18 protein-coding genes are annotated in these 22,527 nt (G+C 47.4%); 2 read left to right on the forward strand and 16 right to left on the reverse strand.

Going from position 1 to position 22,527, the window contains the following annotated elements; all coding sequences use genetic code 11:
* The first annotated feature begins 211 nt into the window (after nt 1–211).
* Nucleotides 212–850, forward strand: coding sequence for a 3'-5' exonuclease (locus tag MKY52_RS02280; protein WP_341049601.1), 639 nt, complete (start codon nt 212–214; stop codon nt 848–850).
* A gap of 396 nt (nt 851–1,246) precedes the next feature.
* On the opposite strand, the gene MKY52_RS02285 is transcribed toward MKY52_RS02280, so the two are convergent.
* Together MKY52_RS02285 and MKY52_RS02290 are read right to left on the reverse strand one after the other, a co-directional pair.
* A complete protein-coding gene (locus MKY52_RS02285; protein WP_341049603.1) occupies nt 1,247–2,203 on the reverse strand; it encodes a 3'-5' exoribonuclease YhaM family protein in 957 nt (318 codons plus the stop codon).
* 199 nt (nt 2,204–2,402) lie between these two features.
* Nucleotides 2,403–4,694, reverse strand: a complete 2,292-nt coding sequence (locus MKY52_RS02290; RefSeq protein ID WP_341049605.1) for an FMN-binding protein — start codon at nt 4,692–4,694, stop codon at nt 2,403–2,405.
* Nucleotides 4,695–5,186: 492 nt separating this feature from the next.
* Here MKY52_RS02290 and hemH point away from each other — a divergent pair, with 492 nt between their 5' ends.
* On the forward strand, nt 5,187–6,200 hold the full coding sequence (gene hemH, locus MKY52_RS02295) for a ferrochelatase (RefSeq protein WP_341049607.1): 1,014 nt from the start codon (nt 5,187–5,189) through the stop codon (nt 6,198–6,200).
* Between the two features lie 91 nt (nt 6,201–6,291).
* Here hemH and MKY52_RS02300 read toward each other — a convergent pair whose 3' ends face one another.
* From MKY52_RS02300 to MKY52_RS02365, 14 genes are all read right to left on the reverse strand, one after another.
* Nucleotides 6,292–6,744: an IDEAL domain-containing protein gene (locus MKY52_RS02300; RefSeq protein ID WP_339269512.1), complete on the reverse strand. Its 453-nt coding sequence runs from the start codon at nt 6,742–6,744 to the stop codon at nt 6,292–6,294.
* A 323-nt stretch (nt 6,745–7,067) separates the two neighbouring features.
* The gene (locus MKY52_RS02305; protein WP_445670974.1) at nt 7,068–8,879 is read right to left on the reverse strand and encodes an adenine deaminase; all 1,812 of its coding nucleotides are present in this window, start codon (nt 8,877–8,879) and stop codon (nt 7,068–7,070) included.
* 237 nt (nt 8,880–9,116) lie between these two features.
* The gene (locus MKY52_RS02310; protein ID WP_341049611.1) at nt 9,117–10,349 is read right to left on the reverse strand and encodes a pyridoxal-phosphate-dependent aminotransferase family protein; all 1,233 of its coding nucleotides are present in this window, start codon (nt 10,347–10,349) and stop codon (nt 9,117–9,119) included.
* Between the two features lie 132 nt (nt 10,350–10,481).
* Entirely contained in the window at nt 10,482–11,738 is a 1,257-nt protein-coding gene (locus tag MKY52_RS02315; RefSeq protein WP_341049612.1) for a M20 family metallo-hydrolase, read from the reverse strand.
* Nucleotides 11,735–13,129, reverse strand: coding sequence for an allantoinase (locus tag MKY52_RS02320; protein WP_341049613.1), 1,395 nt, complete (start codon nt 13,127–13,129; stop codon nt 11,735–11,737). Before MKY52_RS02320 ends, MKY52_RS02315 begins: the two co-directional genes overlap by 4 nt.
* A 33-nt stretch (nt 13,130–13,162) precedes the next feature.
* The gene (gene uraH / locus MKY52_RS02325) at nt 13,163–13,567 is read right to left on the reverse strand and encodes a hydroxyisourate hydrolase (protein WP_341049615.1); all 405 of its coding nucleotides are present in this window, start codon (nt 13,565–13,567) and stop codon (nt 13,163–13,165) included.
* Nucleotides 13,567–14,517 carry a factor-independent urate hydroxylase gene (gene pucL / locus MKY52_RS02330; RefSeq protein ID WP_341049616.1) on the reverse strand — a complete coding sequence of 317 codons (951 nt, stop codon included), beginning with the start codon at nt 14,515–14,517 and terminating at the stop codon, nt 13,567–13,569. The genes uraH and pucL overlap by 1 nt, the downstream gene beginning before the upstream one ends.
* A gap of 47 nt (nt 14,518–14,564) precedes the next feature.
* Complete coding sequence (uraD, locus tag MKY52_RS02335) at nt 14,565–15,077, reverse strand: 2-oxo-4-hydroxy-4-carboxy-5-ureidoimidazoline decarboxylase (protein ID WP_341049618.1); 513 nt, start codon at nt 15,075–15,077, stop codon at nt 14,565–14,567.
* A gap of 4 nt (nt 15,078–15,081) precedes the next feature.
* The gene (locus MKY52_RS02340; protein WP_341049619.1) at nt 15,082–15,618 is read right to left on the reverse strand and encodes a (2Fe-2S)-binding protein; all 537 of its coding nucleotides are present in this window, start codon (nt 15,616–15,618) and stop codon (nt 15,082–15,084) included.
* Nucleotides 15,605–17,899: a xanthine dehydrogenase subunit D gene (pucD, locus tag MKY52_RS02345; protein ID WP_341049621.1), complete on the reverse strand. Its 2,295-nt coding sequence runs from the start codon at nt 17,897–17,899 to the stop codon at nt 15,605–15,607. The genes MKY52_RS02340 and pucD overlap by 14 nt, the downstream gene beginning before the upstream one ends.
* Before the next feature lie 34 nt (nt 17,900–17,933).
* The gene (locus MKY52_RS02350) at nt 17,934–18,833 is read right to left on the reverse strand and encodes an FAD binding domain-containing protein (protein ID WP_341049623.1); all 900 of its coding nucleotides are present in this window, start codon (nt 18,831–18,833) and stop codon (nt 17,934–17,936) included.
* 58 nt (nt 18,834–18,891) lie between these two features.
* Complete coding sequence (locus MKY52_RS02355) at nt 18,892–19,821, reverse strand: ABC transporter permease (RefSeq protein WP_341049626.1); 930 nt, start codon at nt 19,819–19,821, stop codon at nt 18,892–18,894.
* Nucleotides 19,822–19,824: 3 nt separating this feature from the next.
* On the reverse strand, nt 19,825–20,967 hold the full coding sequence (locus MKY52_RS02360; RefSeq protein WP_341049628.1) for an ABC transporter permease: 1,143 nt from the start codon (nt 20,965–20,967) through the stop codon (nt 19,825–19,827).
* Nucleotides 20,964–22,496, reverse strand: coding sequence for an ABC transporter ATP-binding protein (locus MKY52_RS02365; protein ID WP_341049630.1), 1,533 nt, complete (start codon nt 22,494–22,496; stop codon nt 20,964–20,966). Before MKY52_RS02365 ends, MKY52_RS02360 begins: the two co-directional genes overlap by 4 nt.
* Nucleotides 22,497–22,527: the final 31 nt, after the last annotated feature.

A 22,527-nucleotide genomic window follows, 5' to 3' on the forward strand; every position in this document is an offset into this window, starting at 1 on the left:
AGATGGTTATGGCTCCATGTATAGTATTCGATTATTCTGTTTAGATTTTTTCATTATTTATGCTCGAATAATTCGCTTTTCCTTTGCTGCTTTTAGCCATATGGGGAATTCATATTTTTACTCAACTACTATATGTAACTTGTACTAGATTGTATTTATCATTTTACTACTTTAATATGAATGTATATATGATAGATGAGGAGCTTTACGAATGGACTTTATAGCAATTGACTTTGAAACGGCGAATTCCAGTCGATCCAGCGCCTGTGCTTTGGGACTTGTGGAAGTTAAAGATGGCGTAATCACAGCAGAACATTCTTGGCTGATCGATCCCAAGCAGCGGTTTGACGGCATGAACATTTCGATACATGGCATCACCCCCTCCATGGTAATCGGTCAGCCTACTTTCCACGAATTATGGCCCACCGTTGAACCATTGCTGCACGGACGAATTGTTGTAGCGCACAATGCCGCTTTTGATATGAGTGTACTGCGGTATTGCCTCGATGGGATGTCCATAAGCTATCCGAGCTTTCAATACTTATGTACTTATTTATTAGGCAAAAAAATGCTGCCCGAGCTTCCCTCTCATAAACTTAATGTAGTATCCGAGCATTTCGGCATTGAGCTGAAGCACCATGACGCTCTCGATGACGCGCGCGCAGCTGCCTTGGTTCTATTAATGCTTATGGAGCGAGAATCACACCTTGACCCGCTTTTGCTCTCCAGCAGCCAAGGATATACTAGCGGAACAATGTTTGCTGGTGGATACACTCCTTTTTCTGCTCGAAAGAGTAAACCTGCTAAGAAACCTGTGAACAATCAAAGAACGAAAAACTTCTATTTGTAAGAAACTATTAAGTTATTTAGCAAAAAAACACCCAACAGGCTCATTATAGCTGGTTGGGTGTTTAATACCATCTTCGTATCGAAATACATGCCCGGCAATTGATTAACTGCGAAGATCGCTATCCTCGCGGATGAATTATAGGGATTTTCTCCCTGTAGTTCTCTGCTTAAGCGTAATTTAAATAAGTTATAGGGAAATTATCCCTATATTTCTTATGATTTAGGCGTAATTGAAGCGTTTCTTAGGGATTATACGGAGAAATTCCGCATAATCCCTGCAAATACACCCTTTACAGGTTAATTATAGGGAAGAATTCCGTATAATTCTTTTCTACTCCCCAACCAGCGCAACATATCATCGGCTTACCTATAGATCGCCCAGTTGTACATGGTACCGCTAGATCTTCATCCGATAAACTGCTTTATTCTCCAGTCCTCTGATGAATGGCGTCCATTCTTCCGTTTCTGGTGTGGTATCCAGCGCATCCTCGACCATCTGCAGCTTCGCATCCATCGCATCAATATGATGCAGCGCTACGGCCTCAGCCGTTTGCGGCTGAACAGGACTGCCCCATTCGCCCAGGTTATGGTGTGATAATACGAGATGCTGTAACGCCAGAACCTTCTCCGAATTCAAATCAATGTCTAAGCGGATGGCCGCTTCTGTAATCCAGTTAGATGCCATCGAGATATGACCAATCAACTTACCCTGAACGCTATATTCTGAGACAATTCCGAGCTGAGAGATCATCTCCTCCGGCTTCGCGATATCATGCAGAATAATTCCAGCCTTCATTAAATCTGTATTCAGGAACGGACGCTGCTTGCACAGAAAATCCCCGATCTCCAGCATGCGAACCATATGATAAGCAAGTCCGGCAAAATAAGCATGGTGATGCGTTTTGGCAGCCGGATAATGCATCAATTTCTCTTCCACTTTGCTTACACAAAAGGAGACAATCGAGGCAATCTCCGGATCTGTGATGCTTGCCATAACCCCTTTAATCGTATGAATAAGGTCTACTGGACGAATAGGAGCGGAGCGAATAAAATCCGTTAGCGCAACGCCATCCTCATCGTTCACCAATCTGATTTTGGTTACTTTGATTTGCAATTTCTCACGATAAGTGTGCGCAATCCCGCGAACCTTCACCAGTGCCATAGGAAAAAAAGTTTCTTTATCGGTTGTGCTGACATCCCAATATTTCGCGGACAATTGTCCACTGGAATCTCCCAAGACTAGGTCGAAATAATCCTTTGGAGGAGTACCGTTCGTTTGTTTGATCGCCAGCTCTCTTAAGAGATAAAAGCCAACAAATTCATCCTGTGGAGCGAGCTGTTTAATTTGTGTCATGTTGAAGCCTCCTATTAATAACAGGCTTTGTACCTGCTCTCTATATTAAACTTTAGACACTCACCTCCAAAATCCCTTTAAATCACTATACGATCTATTTTCATATTTATGTACAGGTAGATAAAGGAGGTTACTCCACAGGCCATAATATGGCTCTAGAATAACCCCCTTTATAAATTAACTATTGATTGAAAATTGCTTATTTACCAGCGGATTCAAGCGCTGATTTAATAGCTTCTACCACTTTAGCAGATACTTCTTTCTCGGCATCATTATTTCCGAAAGCTGCTGCGCGATATCCATACTTGTGTAAGCTATAGCCTGTTGAAGTCGACTCAATCTCGCTCTTCACAGCCAGCTCAGCGTCAGTCAACTGGTTAACCGCTCTTGTGCTTCCGTTTTTATCTAGATAGTAAACGAGCATTTTAACAGGAACGCCATGTTCAACATACGTCATAACATTTACAAGCTTATCAGCACTTACACCAATGAAGATTCCATCGAAGTAAGCCGCTTTATTAGCTTCAACAATCTCAGCTTTCCCGTATGCTCTATCCACCGCAGTCTTAAGAGCTACACTACTGCTAGTTGCACCGGAAACAGCGTCCACATCTTGAACAGCTTCTCTAGTACCTGCTGCAAGGATGCTAGTAGTCAATTGCGGAATTGCTTTTACCACCTCTGGGTAAGCAGCCTTGCCTCTATCCACAAGATTCATTCCTACACGATACAAAGCAACATTAACGATCTTACCGTTACGCAGTGTAACGTCTGCTCTGTTTGTTCCTTTATCATAGGCATCACCAAATGCAGTGAAGGTTCCGTCTTTATAGATTCCTTGAACTTTGGATGCATTAGTCAAAGCATCAGTCAGAGCCGCTTTGGCAGCTGCGGATAGCTCTTCTTGACCTGTGATATCGGACATTTGCACACCTTTTTCAAGCAATCCTGAAGTAAGTGTACCCACCAGCGATTTTTGTTCTGCACTTAGTTTGTCATCAGCGATCAGCTTGCCGTCAGCTCCGAACAAGCTTAATTTAATGTTTGTAACTGTATCTGAAGCAACATCAACAAGCAGTAATACTTTAGATTGGTTATCCACACCTGCGAATTTTCCGTCAAAATATTTAACTTCACCAGGAACTTTCAGTGCTTTCTCGAAAGCTCTTTCTACGGCTTGGTTCCAACCGTGACTGCTTTCTGTAGCGCCAGAAATTCCATCTACTTTCTCATCATAGTTAGCGAAGTAAGATCCATTAGCAAGCAATTTAGCTGTCATCGGAGCATTAGCTTTTACAACTTCTGCATAAGCCGTTGCACCTCTGTCAATGAGGTTGTTCCCAAGTCTGAACAGCTTCACGTCCACTAGCTTACCGTTGCGGATCACGATGTCAGCTCTTTCAACACCAACACTTCTTGCAGTCCCATAAGAGGAATAGAATCCGTCTACATAAGCAGAAGTATTGTTAATCTTTGCATTCTGCTCAGCATCCCAGAAAGCATTAATCGCAGCCTTAAAGTCGGCTTCGAGTCCTGCAACAGGCTCTGCAGCTGTTCCTTGAGCCAGCAATGCTGGTGTTATAGCTGCAACTGCTGCGGATTGCTCAGCTGTGTAGGCCTTCTCATCCACGAAATCACCGGCACTGTTCAGCGGGTACACTTTAACAGCTGTGAGCTTATTGGATTCGTAGGTTGCAAATACTGCATATTTACCTGTAGGATCTATGCCCATATGAACACCATCAAAGTAAATAGCATCTGTATCTTTCACTGTTAGAGCTCTTTCAAACGCTCTGTCTACAGACAATTTCCATCCATTACTAGAGCGTGTTGCTCCCGAAACAGCATCTACTGCAGCTGCTCCATCTCTTGTCTTGCCAATCAATTTATTCTCCATCAATCCATAAGCTTGCCATAAAGCGCTATAATTGTTACGAGCATCTCTATCGATCAGCTTAGGGCTGGTTCTCAGGAGATCGATGCTAGTAATTTTTCCATCTTTAATTTCGATCTTAGCGCCTTCGGTACCTTTGGAGTAAGCATCGCCATAAGCTACGTAAACCCCATCTTGATATACATTTTCCTTAACTGTAACCGGCAATGCTGTAGGTACAGGCTTAACAGTCGCTGCTGGAACTACTGTAGCCGCTGGAGCAGCGGTTGCTTTTGGCGTTGTAGCTGGTTTTGTCGTTGCTGCCGGTGCCGCTGTTGCCTTTGGTGTTGCTACTGGTTTTACCGTTGCTTTCGGTGTTTCTACTGGTTTTGCTGTTGGCTTTGGTGTTGCTACTGGTTTTGCTGTTGCTTTTGGTGTTGCTACTGGTTTTGCTGTTGCTGCTGGTTTTGCTGTTGGTTTAGCTGCTGGTGCATCCGCTTCTTCAGAAGCTGCGGATACTGCATCCACCTTCAAGTTCAAAGCAGGCACATTAAGTGTGTAAGCAAATGGCGCTAACAATATTGCCGCGCTAACCGTTAAAGAAATTAGTTTTTTCAATAAAATTCTCCTTTACCAAATCCCCAGTGATATATAGCTTTTCTTAACCAAACTTACCTTTCACGGCGCCCCTTCTCTTCTTATGAAGCATTACATCTCTCTTCATAAGAACCCATCCCCCCTCTCATGCCTATGCGAGAACCATCACTTTCCAAAAAAATAATGCCTTAAATCTATTCATTCCTTTTTACAATAAACCGCATCAAAGGTGAAATAATTCACATATCATATCAGAAAAAAATGAAGGCGCTTTTTCAATCAATTTCTGGTTTGATACTACCAAACTTTTCCGCAATTCCTCTGTATCTAAAATCACATACCCTATAAGAAACATCACTATTTGCTCATAAATGTGATTTTTCATTATTTTTTCCAAACAAATACACCCACTTCCTATTCCCAAAGTAGATAACGTGATCTCGATTATTGTGTATCCAAGAATAGATATGTTATTTTAGAACGATCTCTAACATGGGAAAGGAGTTCAAAGCTTTGAACAAACAGCCACCTATTGGAGTTATTCTCGCCCAAATTGGCACACCTACTGCACCTACTGCAAAGGCGGTACGTCCTTATCTGAAACGTTTTTTATCCGACCGCCGAATCATAGATTATTCACCACTGCTCTGGCAACCTTTGCTGCGAGGCGTTATTCTGCGTACACGTCCTCGGCGGTCGGCTGAGCTGTACAGACAAATCTGGACAACAGAAGGATCACCTTTACTCTTCCACTCATTAGCTCAGCGATCTGGTTTGCAAGCGCTTCTAGGTTCACGGTATCAAGTAGAGCTTGGCTTAGCATATAGCAAACCAAGTATGGAACAAGCGATGAGCACATTGGAAGCAAATGGAGTCACACGCATCATCATTGTGCCGCTATTCCCGCAATATTCGTCCACTACGACGGCATCTGTCTTCGATCAAGCGAGTTTTGCTGCACTAGGACGCCAAAGCTCCACTGGACCGGTAACAAAGCGACTTATTCCTGCACTCAGATTTATGGATGCTTATTATAATGAGCCCGATTATATTTCAGCCATGAAGTCGCATTTACTGCAGCAAATGGAACTTCTGAGCTCTAATCCTGATTTTTTTGTACTGACCTTTCACGGGATCCCCAAACGATATGCAGATACAGGCGATCCCTATCCGGAGCAATGTATGGAAACTGCGCGTCTTCTCGCTTCAGCTATGAATTGGGAGCCTGAACGCTGGCAGCTTACTTTTCAATCACGCTTCGGACGCGAAGAATGGGTAGGTCCCTCTACAGCAGATGTTTTGGGAAAGCTAGCGGAACGCGGAATTCATAAACCTTTGATTTTCTCACCGGGACTTGTAACGGATTGTCTAGAAACGCTGCACGAGCTAGCCATAGAAGGGCGCGAGCAATTTGTGGCTGGAGGAGGACATGCTGAAGACTTCACTGCAATCCCCTGCTTGAATAATCATGAGGACTGGCTTCATTTTTTAGCTCAGCATGTTGAACGAAATGCCATGGGCTGGTAATACAAAAAAACCGTCTTATCCGCAGATATTCTCTGCTGAGATAAGACGGTTTGTTATGTCCGTTCATAGGATCTAAGGGTCACTAAGATGCTTATGCTGTAAGCTGCTTATATTTAGTAGTCAGTTCATGGAACCATTGCTTGTCCTGTAAGGTCAATGCAAAGTCGATCAGCTCGGCAATCTCACTTGGCTGCAAATCAGCTGAATCATTAAAAGATACTTCAGCGGTTGCAGTGGCTTCTCCATTCCCATTCTCTGCATAATCATAAGAGAAGCATATCTTGATATCACTTTCCAGAAATTCGTTACGCAGGAAATATAACACCTCACACATTAGCACAGGTCTAACATGATCATCAAAGACACATTCCATAACCTTCGCCCAGTACTGCTGATTGCTGAGGTGTAGCTTATCATTGGTTAAGAGATATTTCTCACCCTGAAAATCAGTGACAAATCTCAGCTCAAGCGGCTTCATTTTAAAAATAGTAGCAATTTGCTTCATGCTAATATTCAGAATGTCTTGCGTTTCTAGTCTGATCATCTCTCATGCACCTCGTCCCTCTTAGTTGGGTTACCTGAAACCTGATGATATCTATAATTTCGTTAAATGCCAATAATGTAAAATTAACTCTATCCAATCACTTTAATTTTTATCTAATTTAACATTATTATCGTCAACTGACTACGCTTTGTTAATATTTTTTCATTAATTCCACAGAAAAATGTTTCAATCTTTGTCCATCTGTTTAATATGTATATTTAAAAACTTAGTCTTTCTTATTTTCACAACAAAAAACTGTTCTGAATGGTCATTACGACCTCAGAACAGTTTTTTGCATTAGGATTATACTTCGGTTAATTTACTTAAACAAACAATGGCACTAACTGTATTCCTTCAGGTGAGATCCGAACAAGTCCTTTATCTGTGATGCGTAGCGTCGGGATAACCGCCAATGCAAGCAGCGATAAAGTCATAAATGCGTAGTTCAAAGTACAGCCAGCATCATATAGCGCTTTGCTGATCGCAGCTGATTTTGCAGCAGCAATTTCGAAGGGTTCCGTGGACATTAGACCTGCAATAGCCAACGGGAATAATGTTTCTCCATTGGATGTGATCATGCAAACACCACCCTGGGCATCCGCAACCGCATTTGCAGCTTTAGCCATTAACTCATCATCATTACCAATAACAAGTACATTATGACTATCATGAGCAACAGTCATTGCAATGGCAGCCGGCTCTTTAAATCCAATGCCTTCGACAACGGCCACTGATTTATTACCTGTACCTTTATGACGTTCGAGCACTGCAATTTTGCACAAACCTTCTATAGCATTTACATCCAGTTGCCCCTCCACTACAGGTATCGAAACCATACGCTCAATAGTCTCCACATGATTTTCTCTTACTTTAATAACTCTTGTAGTAAGTTCACCTGTTTGAATTGGAGCAGCAATGATGAAATCTTCTGAAGTAGGACGCTGTGGCAAATGAACCGAAGCCAACACTTCCTCCGGATAAGTGAATTTTGCAAGCTCAGCCGTCATTACTCCGTTCTCCGCAACTACTACACCTGCGGCAATTGTCAGCACTACATTAATATCCGCCAAATTCCCGTCTAAAAGGATGATATCTGCAAAAGAACCCGGAGTAATAGATCCGATATCCCGCGCTAAACCAAAGCGTTCAGCAGTATTAATGGTGGCCATTTGGATAGCCGTTACAGGCTTAACACCTTGAGCAATAGCATCACGCAGGACGAAATTCATATGCCCTTCATCTCGTAAGGATTCCGAACTACGATCATCCGTTACCAGCATCATTCGGCGTGTATCTATGCCGTGTTCTGTATGGGCCGTAATTGTTTTAGCCACATCATGCCAAGCGGAACCCCGGCGCATTTTGGCATACATCCCCAGTCGAACGCGCTCAATCACATCTTCTGCCGTCACACACTCATGATCGCCAGTCACACCTGCCGCAGCATACACGGGCAGTCTCCAGTCGCTGGAAGGCCATGTGAAATGACCATCTACAAATCTGCCTGCCCGCAGCGTAGCTTGAATTTCCCCAAGCATTTTCTCATCGCCATAAACAACGCCAGGAAAGTTCATCACTTCACCCAGCGCAATCACATCGGGTCCCCAAGTAAAGGCTTCTGCCACTTCTTCTGGTCCAATAGAAGCTCCCGTTGTCTCGAATTCCGCACCTGCCGCAGGCACACAAGAAGCCACCTGCATGTAAGCCGCTAACGGTGTCCCCCGCATCTCATCGAGCATCAATTGAATCCCCTTCAGCCCAAATACATTAGCAATCTCATGAGCATCAAAGAAACCACCTGTTGTACCCAGCGGCAGAACCGCACGGGAGAATTCAGTAACGGTCAGCTGTGTGCTCTCAATATGACAATGGCCATCAAGTAGTCCCGGAGCTATATACTTACCGTTCGCCTCAATAACCTGCGTTCCTTCACCAATCATATGTGTCACATCTTTACCAACATAAGCGATACGTCCACCTTGTATACCAACAGACATTCCTTCTAAAATTTCACCAGAGCATACATTAACCAGCTTTCCACCTGTAATTACTAGTGTTGCCGGTTTATCTCCTCTTGCCGTAGCCACAAGCTCAGGTACACAATCTGCTAAAGGCTTTCTTGTAAAAGTTGTCATTTTCATCTCTCCCCCGTTAGTATCCAAGTGCGTTCTTGATGTAGTGAATAGATTCATAATAATAGAGGATTGCTTAACCATCGGCTGTGTTGATATCATAGTTGGCAAATCTGATATTGTACGAAAAAACGGCTCCGTCATCCCTATAGATGATAGCCGTTTTCTTAATCCAAAGATTGTCCAACACTCCGGACATGCCCCTGGTATGAACTCACCCGCCAGCATCTATTCCAACGATTATCTTACGTTTTCCTCATATACGTCAAGTGCCGCTTGAACACCAAGTCCGTAAGAAACTTCAAATCCGTGTCGCAGCAACGCTGCTTCCAAAGCTCCAAGCAAACGCAGCACATTATTCGTACGGCAGCTAAAGCCCATCGTGCCAATGCGCCAGATCTTTCCTTTCAGAGGTCCAAAGGAGCTGGCAATTTCAATGCCGAACCGCTCCAGCAGCAGCGTGCGTACGGATTCCCCATCTATCCCCTCAGGGATCAGCACACAGGTAACAACAGTAAGCTTGCAGGAAGGATCCCCGTATAGTTCTAAACCCATAGCTGTTAATCCAGCTACAAGTGCTTTTTCATGGAGGATATGTCTGGCGAATCTGGCATCCAGCCCTTCTTCAAGGGTAAGCCGCAAGCCCTCCCGCAGTGCATAAAGCATTGAGGTCATCTCTGTATGATGATTGAGACGTTGTGGACTCCAGTAATCCTGAAGCATGCCGAGATCGAAATAGTTGCTGCGGACAAAAGACAACTCACCAGGCTGAACATCGCTGATTCTAATCCCACGTTCTACTCGTTTACGGGACATAAGCTTAGCTTCAGCGCGGTCATTATATGTTATTGGTGCCATACCGGAGGGGACGGACAGGCATTTCTGCGTACCTCCAACGACGGCATCCAACATCCAAGCATCTGTCTCGACAGGAATGCCCCCAATGGTTGCAACTGCATCAACTATGAATAAAGCATCCATCAGGCGGCAAGCTCTACCAATTTCCGCGAGTGGCTGCACACGTCCTGTAGAGGTCTCCCCATGAACCATTGCCACCACATGTGGCTTAAAAGTCTCCATAGCTGCTATCACTTCCTCCGGCTCAAACACACTCCCCCATGGCTTTTCCAGCACGAACACCTCAGCACCACAACGTTCGGCAATCTCATGAAGCAGGTGTCCAAAGCGGCCAAAGATCGGAATCAGCACACGTTCCCCCGGCAGGATTAAGCTGACCATCAACGCCTCAATACCAGCGCGAGAGGTCCCATCTATAGGGTAAGCCCATGCATTTCGGGTAGCGAACAGCTCCCGCAGCATTTCCATCGTTTCATTCATAATAGAGGTGAACTCTGGATCAAACTGACCCAGCACCGGAAAAGACATCGCCCGCAGTACACGCGGATCTACCTCGACCGGACCCGGAGTCATAATACAGCGTTGGGACGGCGACAAATCTTCGTAACGCTTCATGATGATCCTCCCTTCAAGTAGAAACGGCTATGCCGTCCTTTAAGGGACGGGCTCCGTTTCAGCGAGAAATATAAGGATAAAGTATAGAGTAAACATATACTTCCTTATATTTAAAAGTTCGGCGAACTCTTTTTAATAAGCTAACTCATATAACATCACAGTCAGCACCTCAAGCCCAGCAACGAGCTGCTCAGGGGAAGTATACTCTTCCGGAGAATGGCTGATGCCAGCTCGGCTTGGCACAAATATCATCGCAGTAGGGCAACGCGGCGCAAACAGCTGGGCGTCATGTCCCGCTCCACTTACCATCATGCGGTACGTCTTCGCCTGTTGGCGGCAGATATTTTCCAGCATTGCAGATAGCTTCGTATCCATAGGCGCAGGGACTGTGTGGAGCACGGATGTAACCTCAAGAATCACCCCACGTTTAACAGCAATTTCATTACATTCCGCAAGAAGCTTCTCACAGAAACGTTCCAGTTCGTCCTCTTCACTATGGCGGATATCTAATGTAAAAAGAACCTCACCCGGGATCACATTTGGCGTATTCGGGTACACCTCAAGCTTACCCGAGGTTGCTACAAGAGGTTCACCAGCCGTTTTAGCAGAACTTTCAAGCACGTACAGCATTTCAACCGCACTAGCCAGTGCATCCTGCCGCATAAACATCGGTGTCGTGCCCGCATGATTAGCAATACCACTGACCTTGACCACATATCGTCTCTGACCAACAATCCCCTGAACTACGCCTATCTGAGTGTCTGTCTTCTCCAGAATAATCCCCTGCTCGATGTGCAGTTCTACAAAAGCACCAATATCATTTCTGACTCCAGTCCGCTTAGAAGCTTTCTCCTCCGTTATGTCCTGTAAGAATCTGGATTGTGCCATTGCTGCTTTTAACGTCACTCCCTCTGCATCTATACAGGTCTCGGCCTCGCTTCCGTCATACCTTTCCGTGACATGGCCCGAACCCCAATAAGCAAGCGGAAATCGGCTCCCCTCTTCTTCACAAAAAGATACGACCTCAAGCGTCCGCTGCGGCTGGCCAAAGTTCCTCTGCAAATCTTGAAGCGCAATCATAGCCGCAGCGATCCCATACGCACCATCATATTTTCCGCCATTGACTACAGTATCGATATGCGATCCGGTTAAAATAACCTTTTGCTGCGGATCGCATCCACTCAATCGTCCATATACATTGCCAACCTTGTCTATGGAAACTTCTAAGCCGAGTCCAGCCATTTTTTCCTGCAAAAAAATCTGCGCCTGACTCCATTCCTCCGTATATAGCAGTCTAGTAACTCCTGGCCCAGGTGTGCTGAATGCCGCCAGCTCCTCCAGTAGCTCGAGCAGCTTCTCGGTCGATGTTTGAACGCTGGAATCGTTCATAAGCTGTACTGCTCCTTCCTAATTCGCAGCCACTGTCCACCTCCCTCACTAATCACTCCTTCTTCAGAGGTATAGATCACATTCCCGCGACAGATCGTAGCAACTACTTTGCAGGATAAAGTTCTTCCGATGTAGGGGCTGTGCTTGTGGCGATACAATAAATCCTCCGCAGTCAGCGTATAGGTTGTATTTGGATTCAGCAGAACTAGATCGGCATCTAGACCTAGGGCTATAGCGCCTTTACGATGCTCTATTCCAAAACGTTTTGCGGGTTGCCCTGCGAGCAGACTGGAAATTAATGTAACATCCAACCCCCGCACATTCACGCCTTCATGGAACATAAGCTCCAGACTGCTCTGCGCACCCGAGATCCCACCCCAAGCTGCAAAAAAAGACAAGTCCGGCTTCACCTTCAATTCCGTTGGACAGGGGGAATGATCCGAAGCAATCAGATCGATTTTGCCTTGGGCCAACATCTCCCATAACTTCTCCTGCTCCACCGCACTTCGCAGCGGAGGCGCACACTTCGCCACAGGGCCTAAAGCCTCCATATCATTTTCAGTGAGGACCAGATAATGTGGACAGGTTTCTGCCGAAACGTCCAGACCTCGAAGCTTAGCTTCATAGATTTTCTCAATGGCGGCGGCCGTGCTGATATGAACAAAATGCAACCGGCAGCCAGTACGTTCACTGTACAGCAGCGCCCTGGACACTGCCTCCACCTCTGCTTCAGCAGGGCGGCAAGCCGCAAAATCACGCGCGCTGGTTCTGCCATTTCGCACTGCATCTGCGGTTAACACCGCCGTGATAGCCTCACTTTCTGCATGCAGCGCCAGAATCCCGCCCAGAGAAGCGATTCGCTGCATCCCTTGATAGAGTGTATCCTCATCCACTTCACGGAATCTGCCTTCGCCCTCCCCTCCAGGATTGGAGAGAAAGGCTTTAAACCCAGTGACGCCAGCGGCTGCCAAAACTTCTAAATCATCCAGATTGCCGGGAACGAGCCCACCCCACAGCACATAATCAACGGCAGAGTTTCCAGCCGCAGCATCTACCTTTTGATGAAGTGCAGCCTCGTTCACAGTAGGTGGATTGCCGTTAAGCGGCATATCTGCATAGGTTGTGCAGCCACCAGCTGCCAACGCCGCAGAACCGCTGCGAAAGCCTTCCCAATGTCCAAACGTTGGCTCATTAAAGTGGACATGCATATCAATCATACCGGGGAGGACATAGAACCCATCTGCGTCGATGACTTTGGTCAGCGGCGCAAGCGAAAGTTCCTCTCCAAGTGCGACAATCTTACCCTCTGATACTGCAATATCCAGCTTGAGTACCTGATCGGGCAGCACTACATTCCCGTTCTTAATCACAAGTTCATAACATTCCTTCATGAGCTGCCACCTCCTCCGGTCGTCAACTTACTCCTAACTTCCCCGATACGTACTATATCCACCAGGAGCTACTAGCAAGGGTACATGGTAGTGTTGCATGGAGCTCTCTATATGAAAGCGAATAGGTATCTGTTCTAGAAAAAAAGACATCTCACGTTGAGTATCTACTGAGCTTTCTGTTACTCCTATGCCAGCTGCTGACGCTTTGGCATCAGCTCTACGGTAGTAATCACCAACCATAAACAGCAGCTCGTAACATCCAGCCTTCATTTCGTTTCCCTCCAGCAGCGGAGCATCCAGCCTCCCGTCACTGTTCGTGACTTCTTCACACAGAAGCTTGCTCATCCCATCCGTAAGCTTCCAGAGCTGAAGCGTCAAACCTGTGGCAGGAATCCCCCGCGACAGATCCAGCACATGGGTGGTAAGACGCCCGCTCATTACGCTGTCTCTCCGACCAGATCTGCACGGCTAACAGAAAAGCCCTGAAAACCATAGGGTGGACGAGGTTCGGTGAAGACTCCACCTTTAGTTTCTTCAGGCTCAACAATGGTTTCCCAAGTCCGGTTATTGGACTCAAATGAAACAGTAGCCAGCTGTGGAAAACGGGACAATACGCGCAGCCCAATTTGATAAATCAACGATTGGATTGATGGACTGTTCAGCTCATGAAAAGCGCTATGGGCGATATCGCGAACCTGCTCCGCAGCCACATATTGGCCTAAATCTCCATCCAGAGCATGCTCAACACCACTGTAGGTCCAGTTAATATTCAGAAAAATATAAAGCGGACGGTCAAAGCTCTCCGGCAATGTTGTGTACTCATCACGGACGAATCCATAAAACGAGCTTCCACTCACTTTTATCAGCTGTAGATCCTTCAATCGGCATTCATGAGCGATAACCTCAGTCCCATTCTCTCCACGTTTTATAGTTAACGAAGCCGAATAAGATTCATTATTGGAGTGACGCAGTACTAAATGACTCTGTTTAAGCCCCTCAACCCCAGGCACCATCACCTGTTCAAAAGGTAACCGGTCTGCGGAAACTGAAACTGCGGTGACATGATCGTATTTATCGAGAAAACGGCTGCTTAGAAGCTGCATTAGCCCCTCCGTTGTGCTCCCAGTGTAGTCTGCGGTATTACGAAGGATGAAATTTTTCATAGAATCGGTAGCAACAACCATGGAATTGTCCCCCTCTGAAAAAGAAGGAAGAAACGCTTCGCCCGTGACCGCGAATGTAATATTATGTGCGAATATAATGTTGTCGCAGCCCGTGAAGGAAGATTCGGGAACGGGGGTAACGGCCAGCGGTTTAGCATAGGTACGATAAGTTAACACATCACTTTTTCCATAAAACATTGTACGTCCGTTAATTGGCTCCAGCATGGCTGACACCCTCCCCGTTTATGATGAATGAATGAGTGAATGAATAATTAAATAATTAAATCACTTAAGCGAAATCTCGTAATTGTACCGACTTCAGAAAAGGCTTGAACCCATTCCTCCTGAGGGGAACGCTCTACTCGCACTCCAATGGCGCCGATAATGTCATCTTTGTTTTTGCCACGAACAGCTAGAATAAAAGGGAAATGAAATTTGTCCGTATACTTTCGATTCAGATCATTTAATAGATTGAACTCTTCCGTTGTTAGCCGATCCAGTCCAGCTCCCTGCTGCTCAGATGCAGACAAAGCCGTAACTTGAAGCCTAGTCGCCAAATCTGGGTGAGCTTTTAATAGTCCCTCCATTCGGCTCCGGTCAGCACTCAGTACGGTCTGCATCATTGTGCTATGCAAATGCTCTAAAGATTGGAACGGAATCTGCTTATACGCCTCCTCTGCTACCCACGGTGAATGTTCAAAAATGCCGCCTAGATGCTTCACAAAATCCGTTATACTCATGGCATTTATCTCTTCCAACGTAAACCTGCCTTCAGAAACGACCATCCACTCAACCTCCAATAGCTTTGTTAACAGCTCGTAAAATGCCCCCGTACCCCGTACAGCGACAAATGTTACCCGATAAAGCTTCTTCCACTTCAGCCTGAGTAGGATGCGGGTTCTCTTCCAGCAGAGCAACCACCGAGATAACCATCCCTGGTGTACAATAACCGCATTGGAACCCCCCCTCTTCTAAAAAAGCCCGCTGAACGGGATGCAGGCCTACTTCACTAAGACCCTCAATTGTTGTAATTTCCGCACCTGAGCATTGATAGGCCATAACCAGACATGAATTCACTGGACGTCCATCCACCAGCACCATACATGCCCCGCAGCGGCCAATCTCACAAGAACGTTTTGTGCCGGTCAGCTCCAAATCTTCACGTATGACATTTAAAAGCCGGCGGGAGGGTGGAATCTCCGTGGATATCGCTTTCCCATTAAGATTGCAATTAAAGGTGAACCTCTCTTCTGCAAAAGCTTCCTCAGACGATAAGGGGGCAAGGTTATCTTCATCTAGATTGGGATCTGAATTATGGCTCGGCATGGATGTTCACCACCTTTTGTGGAATAAACGGTGTAGACTGCAGCCATTCGGGATCAATGGGCAGCTTGGTTACCCGCTTCCCTACAGCCTGAAATATGGCTGACGCGACTGCCGGAGCTACATTGACGGAACCCACCTCTCCAATGCCGCGAGGACCGTACGTGTCATGATCCGGCAACTCCTCTATCGGCTGCACCTGAATGCTGCCATTCATGTCGGCAATGGTCGGCACCAAATAGGTGTCTAAATTTTTGGTGACATAGCTGCCGCCCGACATCACAGCATCCTCTGACAAGGTGAAGCCTACCGCCATACTGCTGCCACCCTCGATCTGCCCGAGATAACCTTGCGGATTAGCCACCGGCCCCGCCGCTACCGCATGATATTGATCCAGTACACGAACACGTCCTGTAAGCAGATTAACTTCCACACGGACTGCGATTGCAGAATAGGTGTATAGGAAATGTGCCCCCACTCTTTTAAAGGGTGTGGTTGGATAAGTAAATTTTGTATTACAGACAATGGGTTCTGAAATACGCTGTGCCAAGTCCTTGTAAGTCAGAAGCAGACCGCCGTCTTTTAGCCAAATGCCGCCAGGGCCGAGCTTCATTTCAGCGCTATCCAGCTTTGGCATTATCGTCGCAGCTGCCTGGAGCACACGAGCGGTGAAGTCTGGACGCAGCCGTTTCAAGGCCATCCACATCATGCTTGTTGATCGCGAAGCCGTACTAGATCCGCTATCGGGCACAACATCCGTATCGCCAATGACGATACTTAGATCCTCTGCTGCGAAGCCAAACTGTTCAATCAGCATTTGTTCCATGGTTGCGATTAACCCCTGACCAAACTCCTCGTAACCAAACACCGCCTCAATCTTGCCATCTAGCGTCAAAGAGAGCCGGCCACCTGCCGGATCGGGAATACCATAGCCAAGTCCTGCACCATGCATAGCTATAGCAGCACCCGTTCCAGCTACGGTCCAAGGTTCCACAACACCTGAATCACTGTCTGTAGATGCGGCCTCAGTCATAAGAGGCGAACCCGCCAGCGCTTCCCACACCTGAAAGGCACCATCGGTCTGAGCAATTTCCTGACCCAGCGGCCCCAGATCTCCATATTTACGCAAATTGCGGCGGCGCATTTCCCATGGATCGATCTGCAATCGCTCAGCCAACCGATCGATTTGTCCCTCCAAAGCGAAAATCGCCTGATTGCCGCCAAAACCGCGAAATTCACCAGATACACCGTTATTGGTATATACAGCAAAACCCTTCACATCCACATGATCGATGATATAGGGGCCCATCACATGTTCTGTCGCAAAGTTGAGCACCTCCGCCCCCAGTGTTGCGTAAGCTCCCGTATCCGAAATAATTCTGACCTGATGTGCCCTGATGATTCCTTCGGGGTCGCAGCCAGTCTTCATGGTGATTTTCATGGGATGGCGTTTTAGTCCTGCACGTACCGATTCAGCTCTCGAATTATGCAGTCTTACCGGACGGAGTGTCCGCAAGGCGAGCAGCGCTCCATACGGCTGTACATTCAACTCGTCTTTTCCTCCAAAGGACCCGCCGATAGGACTCGAGATGACGCGAATATCTTCTTGAGGAATAGCCAGAATTCTGGATAGCTGCAGGCGATCCATCAACCCATGTTGTGTAGCTGAATATACGGTAAGCCGTCCGTTATCCTCTGGGATAAACAGTCCACCTTCAGTCTCCATATAGGTGTGCATTTGGCGTGGTGTATAGTAAGTCTCCTCTACCACATGGCAGCAATCCGTAAATACCGCTTCCGGCTCCCCTTTCCGATATTCCGTATGATGAAGCACGTTTCCCTCGGCATGCAGCAGAATTGCGTCCTTTTTCATCGCCTCTTCCGGATTCTCGAGTAAGGGTAGAAGCTCATAATCCACTTCGATAAGAGATAAGGCGTATTCCGCAATTTCGTCCGTCTCTGCCGCGACTGCCGCAATCGCATCGCCAGTGTAACGCACACGGTCACTGCAAAATACCGGTTGATGCGGCAAAGCTATGCCAAAGCCGTTAAGTCCGGGCACATCCTCATGAGTGATTACAGCGTGTACACCAGGGACTTCAATGGCCTTCTCAATACGTATGGACAAAATACGAGCATGTGCCTGCTCACTGCGGAGCACACGGCCGATCAACATTCCTTCTGCCCTCATGTCGGTCAAATACTGCAGCTTACCGGATACCTTGCCCTCTCCATCGGGTCGTGTACGCCAGCGGCTACCGCTGGATTCCTTATTCAGCAGCATTTCCCTTCTCTCCTTTCGTCGGGTTATTCACCTCTTAACTCCGTATATTCATAGCCTTCCACAGCTCAGATACAACCAAATTCCCAGCAGTCTTTTTCTTGTAAAGTTCTGTGGCAAAGGGATCACTATACGTCTCAAAACTGTTCTCAACCACTTCATATAAAGAAGCCAACAGCTCCTCTGTATACCTCACACCTTCAAGCATAACTTCAGCTCTACTTAGTCGCTGCGGCCGCCCCGAGCCCCCACCTGCGGCGATACGCACCTCACGGAAACGGTTTTCCTCATCGATCGATACTGAGATTGCTACCGTTACAAGTGAAGGGGTGAACGCTTCCCTGCGGCCAACCTTACGGAAAATTTCTAGCCTATCCGTTAACGGACTCTCTAAACGAGTAGGTGAGATGCGAATCTCAGCCACAAGATCTGCCGCAGGTTGTATCCCGCTCCAGTGATTATTTAGCCACTCTATCAAAGGTAGAGCCGTCATAAATTTGCCGTCAAAGGAGATTAACTCCACGTCATAGACCAGTAACGCAGGTAGAATATCTCCGAAGCCAGAAGCGATATTGCCCCCGAGCGTGGCAAGATTACGCACCGACGGAGCCGCTATGCAACGTGCAGCCTCTTGCAGCGCAGGAGCCACGGCCTGCAAATGCTCATTACTGCGGCACTGGGAGAGTGGAACAAGAGCGCCCAGAGATAAGTGAAATTTCGTTAAGGTAATGTCCGCGAGATTTGAAATTTGCCGAAGATCAATCAGCTGTTTGGGCATATGAGTCGTTCCATTTTCCCACCCTGTTCTCAGCAGTGTTCCCCCTGCAACATATTCGGCACTGTCTCCAAACGCCGTTTTTCTCTCCCAAGCTTCGTGCAGGCTGCGGGGTTGAATTACTTCAGGTAGCCTTCCTTCCTCTTCCCGTATAACTCCCATACACTCCGCCTCCCTTTTTGAGTACCAGATTGCCGCTTCCCTTCTCGTATAGCCTGCCTTAAAACCTTTGTTCCCGAATATAAGGAACTCCGAGCGCCTCCGGTGTACCGGATGGTTTGTTGCGATTGCGGTACCCCAGGTACATCAGGACCAGAATGGTCACAAGGTACGGAATCATTTTGAGAAAATAGGGCGGAACCGCACTGCCCAGCAATTGAATACGGAAGCCAAGTGAATCCAATGCCCCAAAAAAGTAGGCGCAGAACAAGGCACGCAGCGGATTCCATCTGGCGAAAATCACCAGCCCTACCGCAATCCAGCCCCGGCCGGCTGTCAGCCCTTCATTCCAGGTTGGCGCGTAGGCCAATACCATAACCGCTCCGGCCAGGCCGATGAGAGCAGCACCGGTGATCACATAGCTGTAGCGGATAAGCTGTACACGGATCCCCATCACATCTGCGGTAGCCGGACTGTCTCCGACTGCCCGCAAATGCAGGCCCCATGAAGTGCGGTGAATTAGCAGATGTAGAGCAAGCACTAGCAGTAAGCTGAACCAGGTTAGGTAGTCCATGTTGCCGAATATTTTTCCGATGAACGGTACATTTTCCAGCCAAGCCAGATGCAGCTTAGGAGATGTTCCCGGTAAAGGAATGCCGCTGATCGGTTTACCAAGATAAGCGCTCAACCCACTGCCGAACAGGGTCATCGCAAGACCGGACATCGTTTGATTCGCCCGCAAGGTCACACAGAGAAAAGAATGCAGCAAACCAAGCATAACCGTTACAGCTACAGTAGCCAGCAGAGCCAGCAGCAGGTTTCCGGAGCGAATATACACGATACAAGTGGTGACCGCTCCCATCAGCATCAGACCTTCAGCCCCAAGCTGTATAATGCCGGCTCGTTCATTTAAAATGCCTCCCAGCGTAGCCAGCAGCAGCGGGGTCCCTGCGGAAATAGCGGCAATAAGTAGCTGTGTTGTAAAATCCATTGCCTATCTCCCCCCTTTCAGCTGAACCCGGCTACGGCGAATGCGGAAACGGTAGATCATATCGCCAGCAATCAAGAAAAACAGGATGGAGCCCTGCAGCATTTCTGATATCGATGAGGGCAGCCCGATGGTTTGAACACTATATCCGCCAACAATTAAGCCACCGAATAGAATAGAAGTAACGATTAGACCGAGTGGATTCAATTTGGCCAGCCAAGCTACAATAATGGCGGTGTATCCATAACCCGGTGAAATGCCCTGCATCAGCTTGTGTGTAACACCGGAGACCTCCGCCATGCCAGCGATCCCGGCGAGCCCCCCACTGATCAGCATGACGATAATAATATGGCGCTTGATAGGAACCCCCGCGTATCTGGCTGCAACAGGATTGGCCCCAATCAGCCGGAGCTCGTAACCCCACTTGGTAAAACGAATCATTAAGTAATAAATCACAACGGCGATAAGTCCAAATAACAATCCAATATGCAATCTTGTACTTCCGAGAACGGGCAGCGATTGAGCCGCAGTAAACATAGGTGATCCCGGGAAATTAAATCCTTTAGGATCTTTCCAGGGTCCGAATACCACGTAATCGAGCGCCAATAGGGCAACATAATTCAGCATTAATGAAGTGATTAGCTCATTCACTCCAAAATGCGTCCGCGGAATAGCTGTCAGCAGTCCCCAAAGCGCACCCGCGGCAATCCCGAACAGCAGCATTAAGCTCAGGGACCAGAATGAAGGTAAGTCAGGAAAATAAATCGTGACCGCTGTGGCCGCCATAGCCCCAACGGTTAACTGGCCTTCTGCTCCAATATTCCATACCGAAATGCGGTAAGCCACAGCAATCCCAAGCCCACATAGGAGTAGCGGGATCGCTTTAACCATCGTTTCCGTGAGCCCATACGCAGTGCCAAATGCGCCACGGAACATTTTTTCATAGACCAGCACCGGATTCATACCATTCGCCGCAATAAATAGGGCACACAACAATAGCGCTAAAACTATAGATACAATAGGTGTCCACCAAGGAGAACGGATGCGGCTGGCATCGTATTCGAAACGTAGAGAGAATCGTTTTCCGGAGTGGGAGGGGAGGGGTTCCAGTACTGCTGCTGCGGTATTTCTTCCATTCTCCAGGCTCATACGGCGCTCTCCTCTCTATTATGAATACCAGCCATTAGTAGTCCGATGCTCTCTCGATTCGCTTCCTCATGTGTACTCTCACCAATAATTGAGCCGTTATAGATCACTAGAATCCGGTCGGACAACTGAAGCAATTCATCTAAATCCTCCGAAATTAACAACACGCCACTACCTGAACCACGCAGCTCCATAAGAAGGTCGTGAACACCAGCCGTGGCACCTACATCCAGCCCTTGTGTCGGATGAACGGCGACCATCAGCTTAGGCCGATGACTGATTTCACGTGCAAAGAGCAGCTTCTGCTGATTACCACCTGACAACTGTTGTACTGGCGTCTCCAGCTCAGGTGTTTTGACGTTAAAGCGTTGGACCAGCTCCTGTGACCACAAACGGTTCTTCGCGGACTTCAAGAAACCAAATTTGGAGTGCTCCTCTGAGCGGTAAGACTTAAACAAAAGATTATCCACCGATCCGAGGCGTCCAGCTAAACCGCTCTTCATCCGGTTCTCCGGCACGTGGGAGATTCCTGAATCAATTGCCCCTCTAACCGAAGCCGATTTCACCGTCTTTCCATCAAACGTGATTTCACCACTTTTCCAGCCTCTAAGGCCTGTTAACACTTCAGCCAGTTCCTTTTGTCCATTGCCAGCTACCCCAGCTACGCCTACAATCTCCCCTTTACATACGTTCAGAGAGAAGTGATCCAGTGCTTTTCGCCCGTGATCGGCATATACGTCCACATCTTTCACTTCTAATAAAGAATCCCCTTCAGTGGCTTCCCGTTCTTGACGGGTGATGGTTACTTCCTTGCCCACCATCAGACGTGCCAGCTCCAGTTCATCTGTATCTGCCGTGGTCAGTGTGGCGATCATTTTCCCTTTGCGCATGACGGAAATCCGATCGGAGGACGCCATAACCTCTTTCATTTTATGAGTAGTCATAATGACCGTTTTTCCTGCCTGCTTCATGACCCGCAGCGTTTCAAATAGCTGTTCCACCTCTCCCGGGGTCAGTACAGAGGTTGGTTCATCCAGAATAATAATGTCAGCCCCGCGATACAGCGTCTTAACGATTTCAACACGCTGCTGCTCACCCACGGACAACTGCCAGATCGGGCGATCCACCGGGAAATTCAGTCCAAACCGTTCCGCTAATGCCTCGATCTCCTCGCGTTTATTCTTCATCCACTTACGGCCGCGCCAGAAAGACGACTTTTCGCCAAGCACGATATTTTCTGCTGCTGTGAGGCTTTGCACCAGCCTAAAGTTCTGAAACACCATACCTACACCCAGCTGCGCAGCATCTTTAGGAGAACGGATCTGAGCACCTTTCCCATGAATGAAGATTTCTCCTTCGTCTGCTCTATACACCCCTGACAGCATGCTCATCACCGTGCTCTTCCCGGCCCCATTCTCCCCAAGCAACGCATGAATCTCACCCGTATTTGCCGAAAAGTCGACTTGATCACTGGCGGTTACCGAGCCGAATTTTTTCACAATCCCCCGCATTTCAACTGAAGTTCCCCGCATGGCCTGAACCCCTCCTTCCTTCAAGTTGTAG

Source organism: Paenibacillus sp. FSL P4-0184 (assembly GCF_038004625.1).
Classification (GTDB): Bacteria; Bacillota; Bacilli; order Paenibacillales; family Paenibacillaceae; genus Paenibacillus_AQ.

Excerpts from the sequence above, each read along its gene's own strand:
- MKY52_RS02350 (WP_341049623.1), bottom strand. The coding sequence starts at position 18,833 with ATGGGAGTTATACGGGAAGAGGAAGGAAGGCTACCTGAAGTAATTCAA.
- MKY52_RS02365 (WP_341049630.1), bottom strand. The coding sequence starts at position 22,496 with ATGCGGGGAACTTCAGTTGAAATGCGGGGGATTGTGAAAAAATTCGGC.
- MKY52_RS02340 (WP_341049619.1), bottom strand. The coding sequence starts at position 15,618 with ATGCCGAGCCATAATTCAGATCCCAATCTAGATGAAGATAACCTTGCC.
- MKY52_RS02315 (WP_341049612.1), bottom strand. The coding sequence starts at position 11,738 with ATGAACGATTCCAGCGTTCAAACATCGACCGAGAAGCTGCTCGAGCTA.
- MKY52_RS02300 (WP_339269512.1), bottom strand. The coding sequence starts at position 6,744 with ATGATCAGACTAGAAACGCAAGACATTCTGAATATTAGCATGAAGCAA.
- MKY52_RS02305 (WP_445670974.1), bottom strand. The coding sequence starts at position 8,879 with ATGACAACTTTTACAAGAAAGCCTTTAGCAGATTGTGTACCTGAGCTT.
- MKY52_RS02320 (WP_341049613.1), bottom strand. The coding sequence starts at position 13,129 with ATGAAGGAATGTTATGAACTTGTGATTAAGAACGGGAATGTAGTGCTG.
- MKY52_RS02355 (WP_341049626.1), bottom strand. The coding sequence starts at position 19,821 with ATGGATTTTACAACACAGCTACTTATTGCCGCTATTTCCGCAGGGACC.
- MKY52_RS02360 (WP_341049628.1), bottom strand. The coding sequence starts at position 20,967 with ATGAGCCTGGAGAATGGAAGAAATACCGCAGCAGCAGTACTGGAACCC.
- pucD (WP_341049621.1), bottom strand. The coding sequence starts at position 17,899 with ATGCTGCTGAATAAGGAATCCAGCGGTAGCCGCTGGCGTACACGACCC.
- MKY52_RS02280 (WP_341049601.1), top strand. The coding sequence starts at position 212 with ATGGACTTTATAGCAATTGACTTTGAAACGGCGAATTCCAGTCGATCC.
- uraH (WP_341049615.1), bottom strand. The coding sequence starts at position 13,567 with ATGAGCGGGCGTCTTACCACCCATGTGCTGGATCTGTCGCGGGGGATT.
- pucL (WP_341049616.1), bottom strand. The coding sequence starts at position 14,517 with ATGCTGGAGCCAATTAACGGACGTACAATGTTTTATGGAAAAAGTGAT.
- MKY52_RS02285 (WP_341049603.1), bottom strand. The coding sequence starts at position 2,203 with ATGACACAAATTAAACAGCTCGCTCCACAGGATGAATTTGTTGGCTTT.
- uraD (WP_341049618.1), bottom strand. The coding sequence starts at position 15,077 with ATGGTCGTTTCTGAAGGCAGGTTTACGTTGGAAGAGATAAATGCCATG.
- MKY52_RS02310 (WP_341049611.1), bottom strand. The coding sequence starts at position 10,349 with ATGAAGCGTTACGAAGATTTGTCGCCGTCCCAACGCTGTATTATGACT.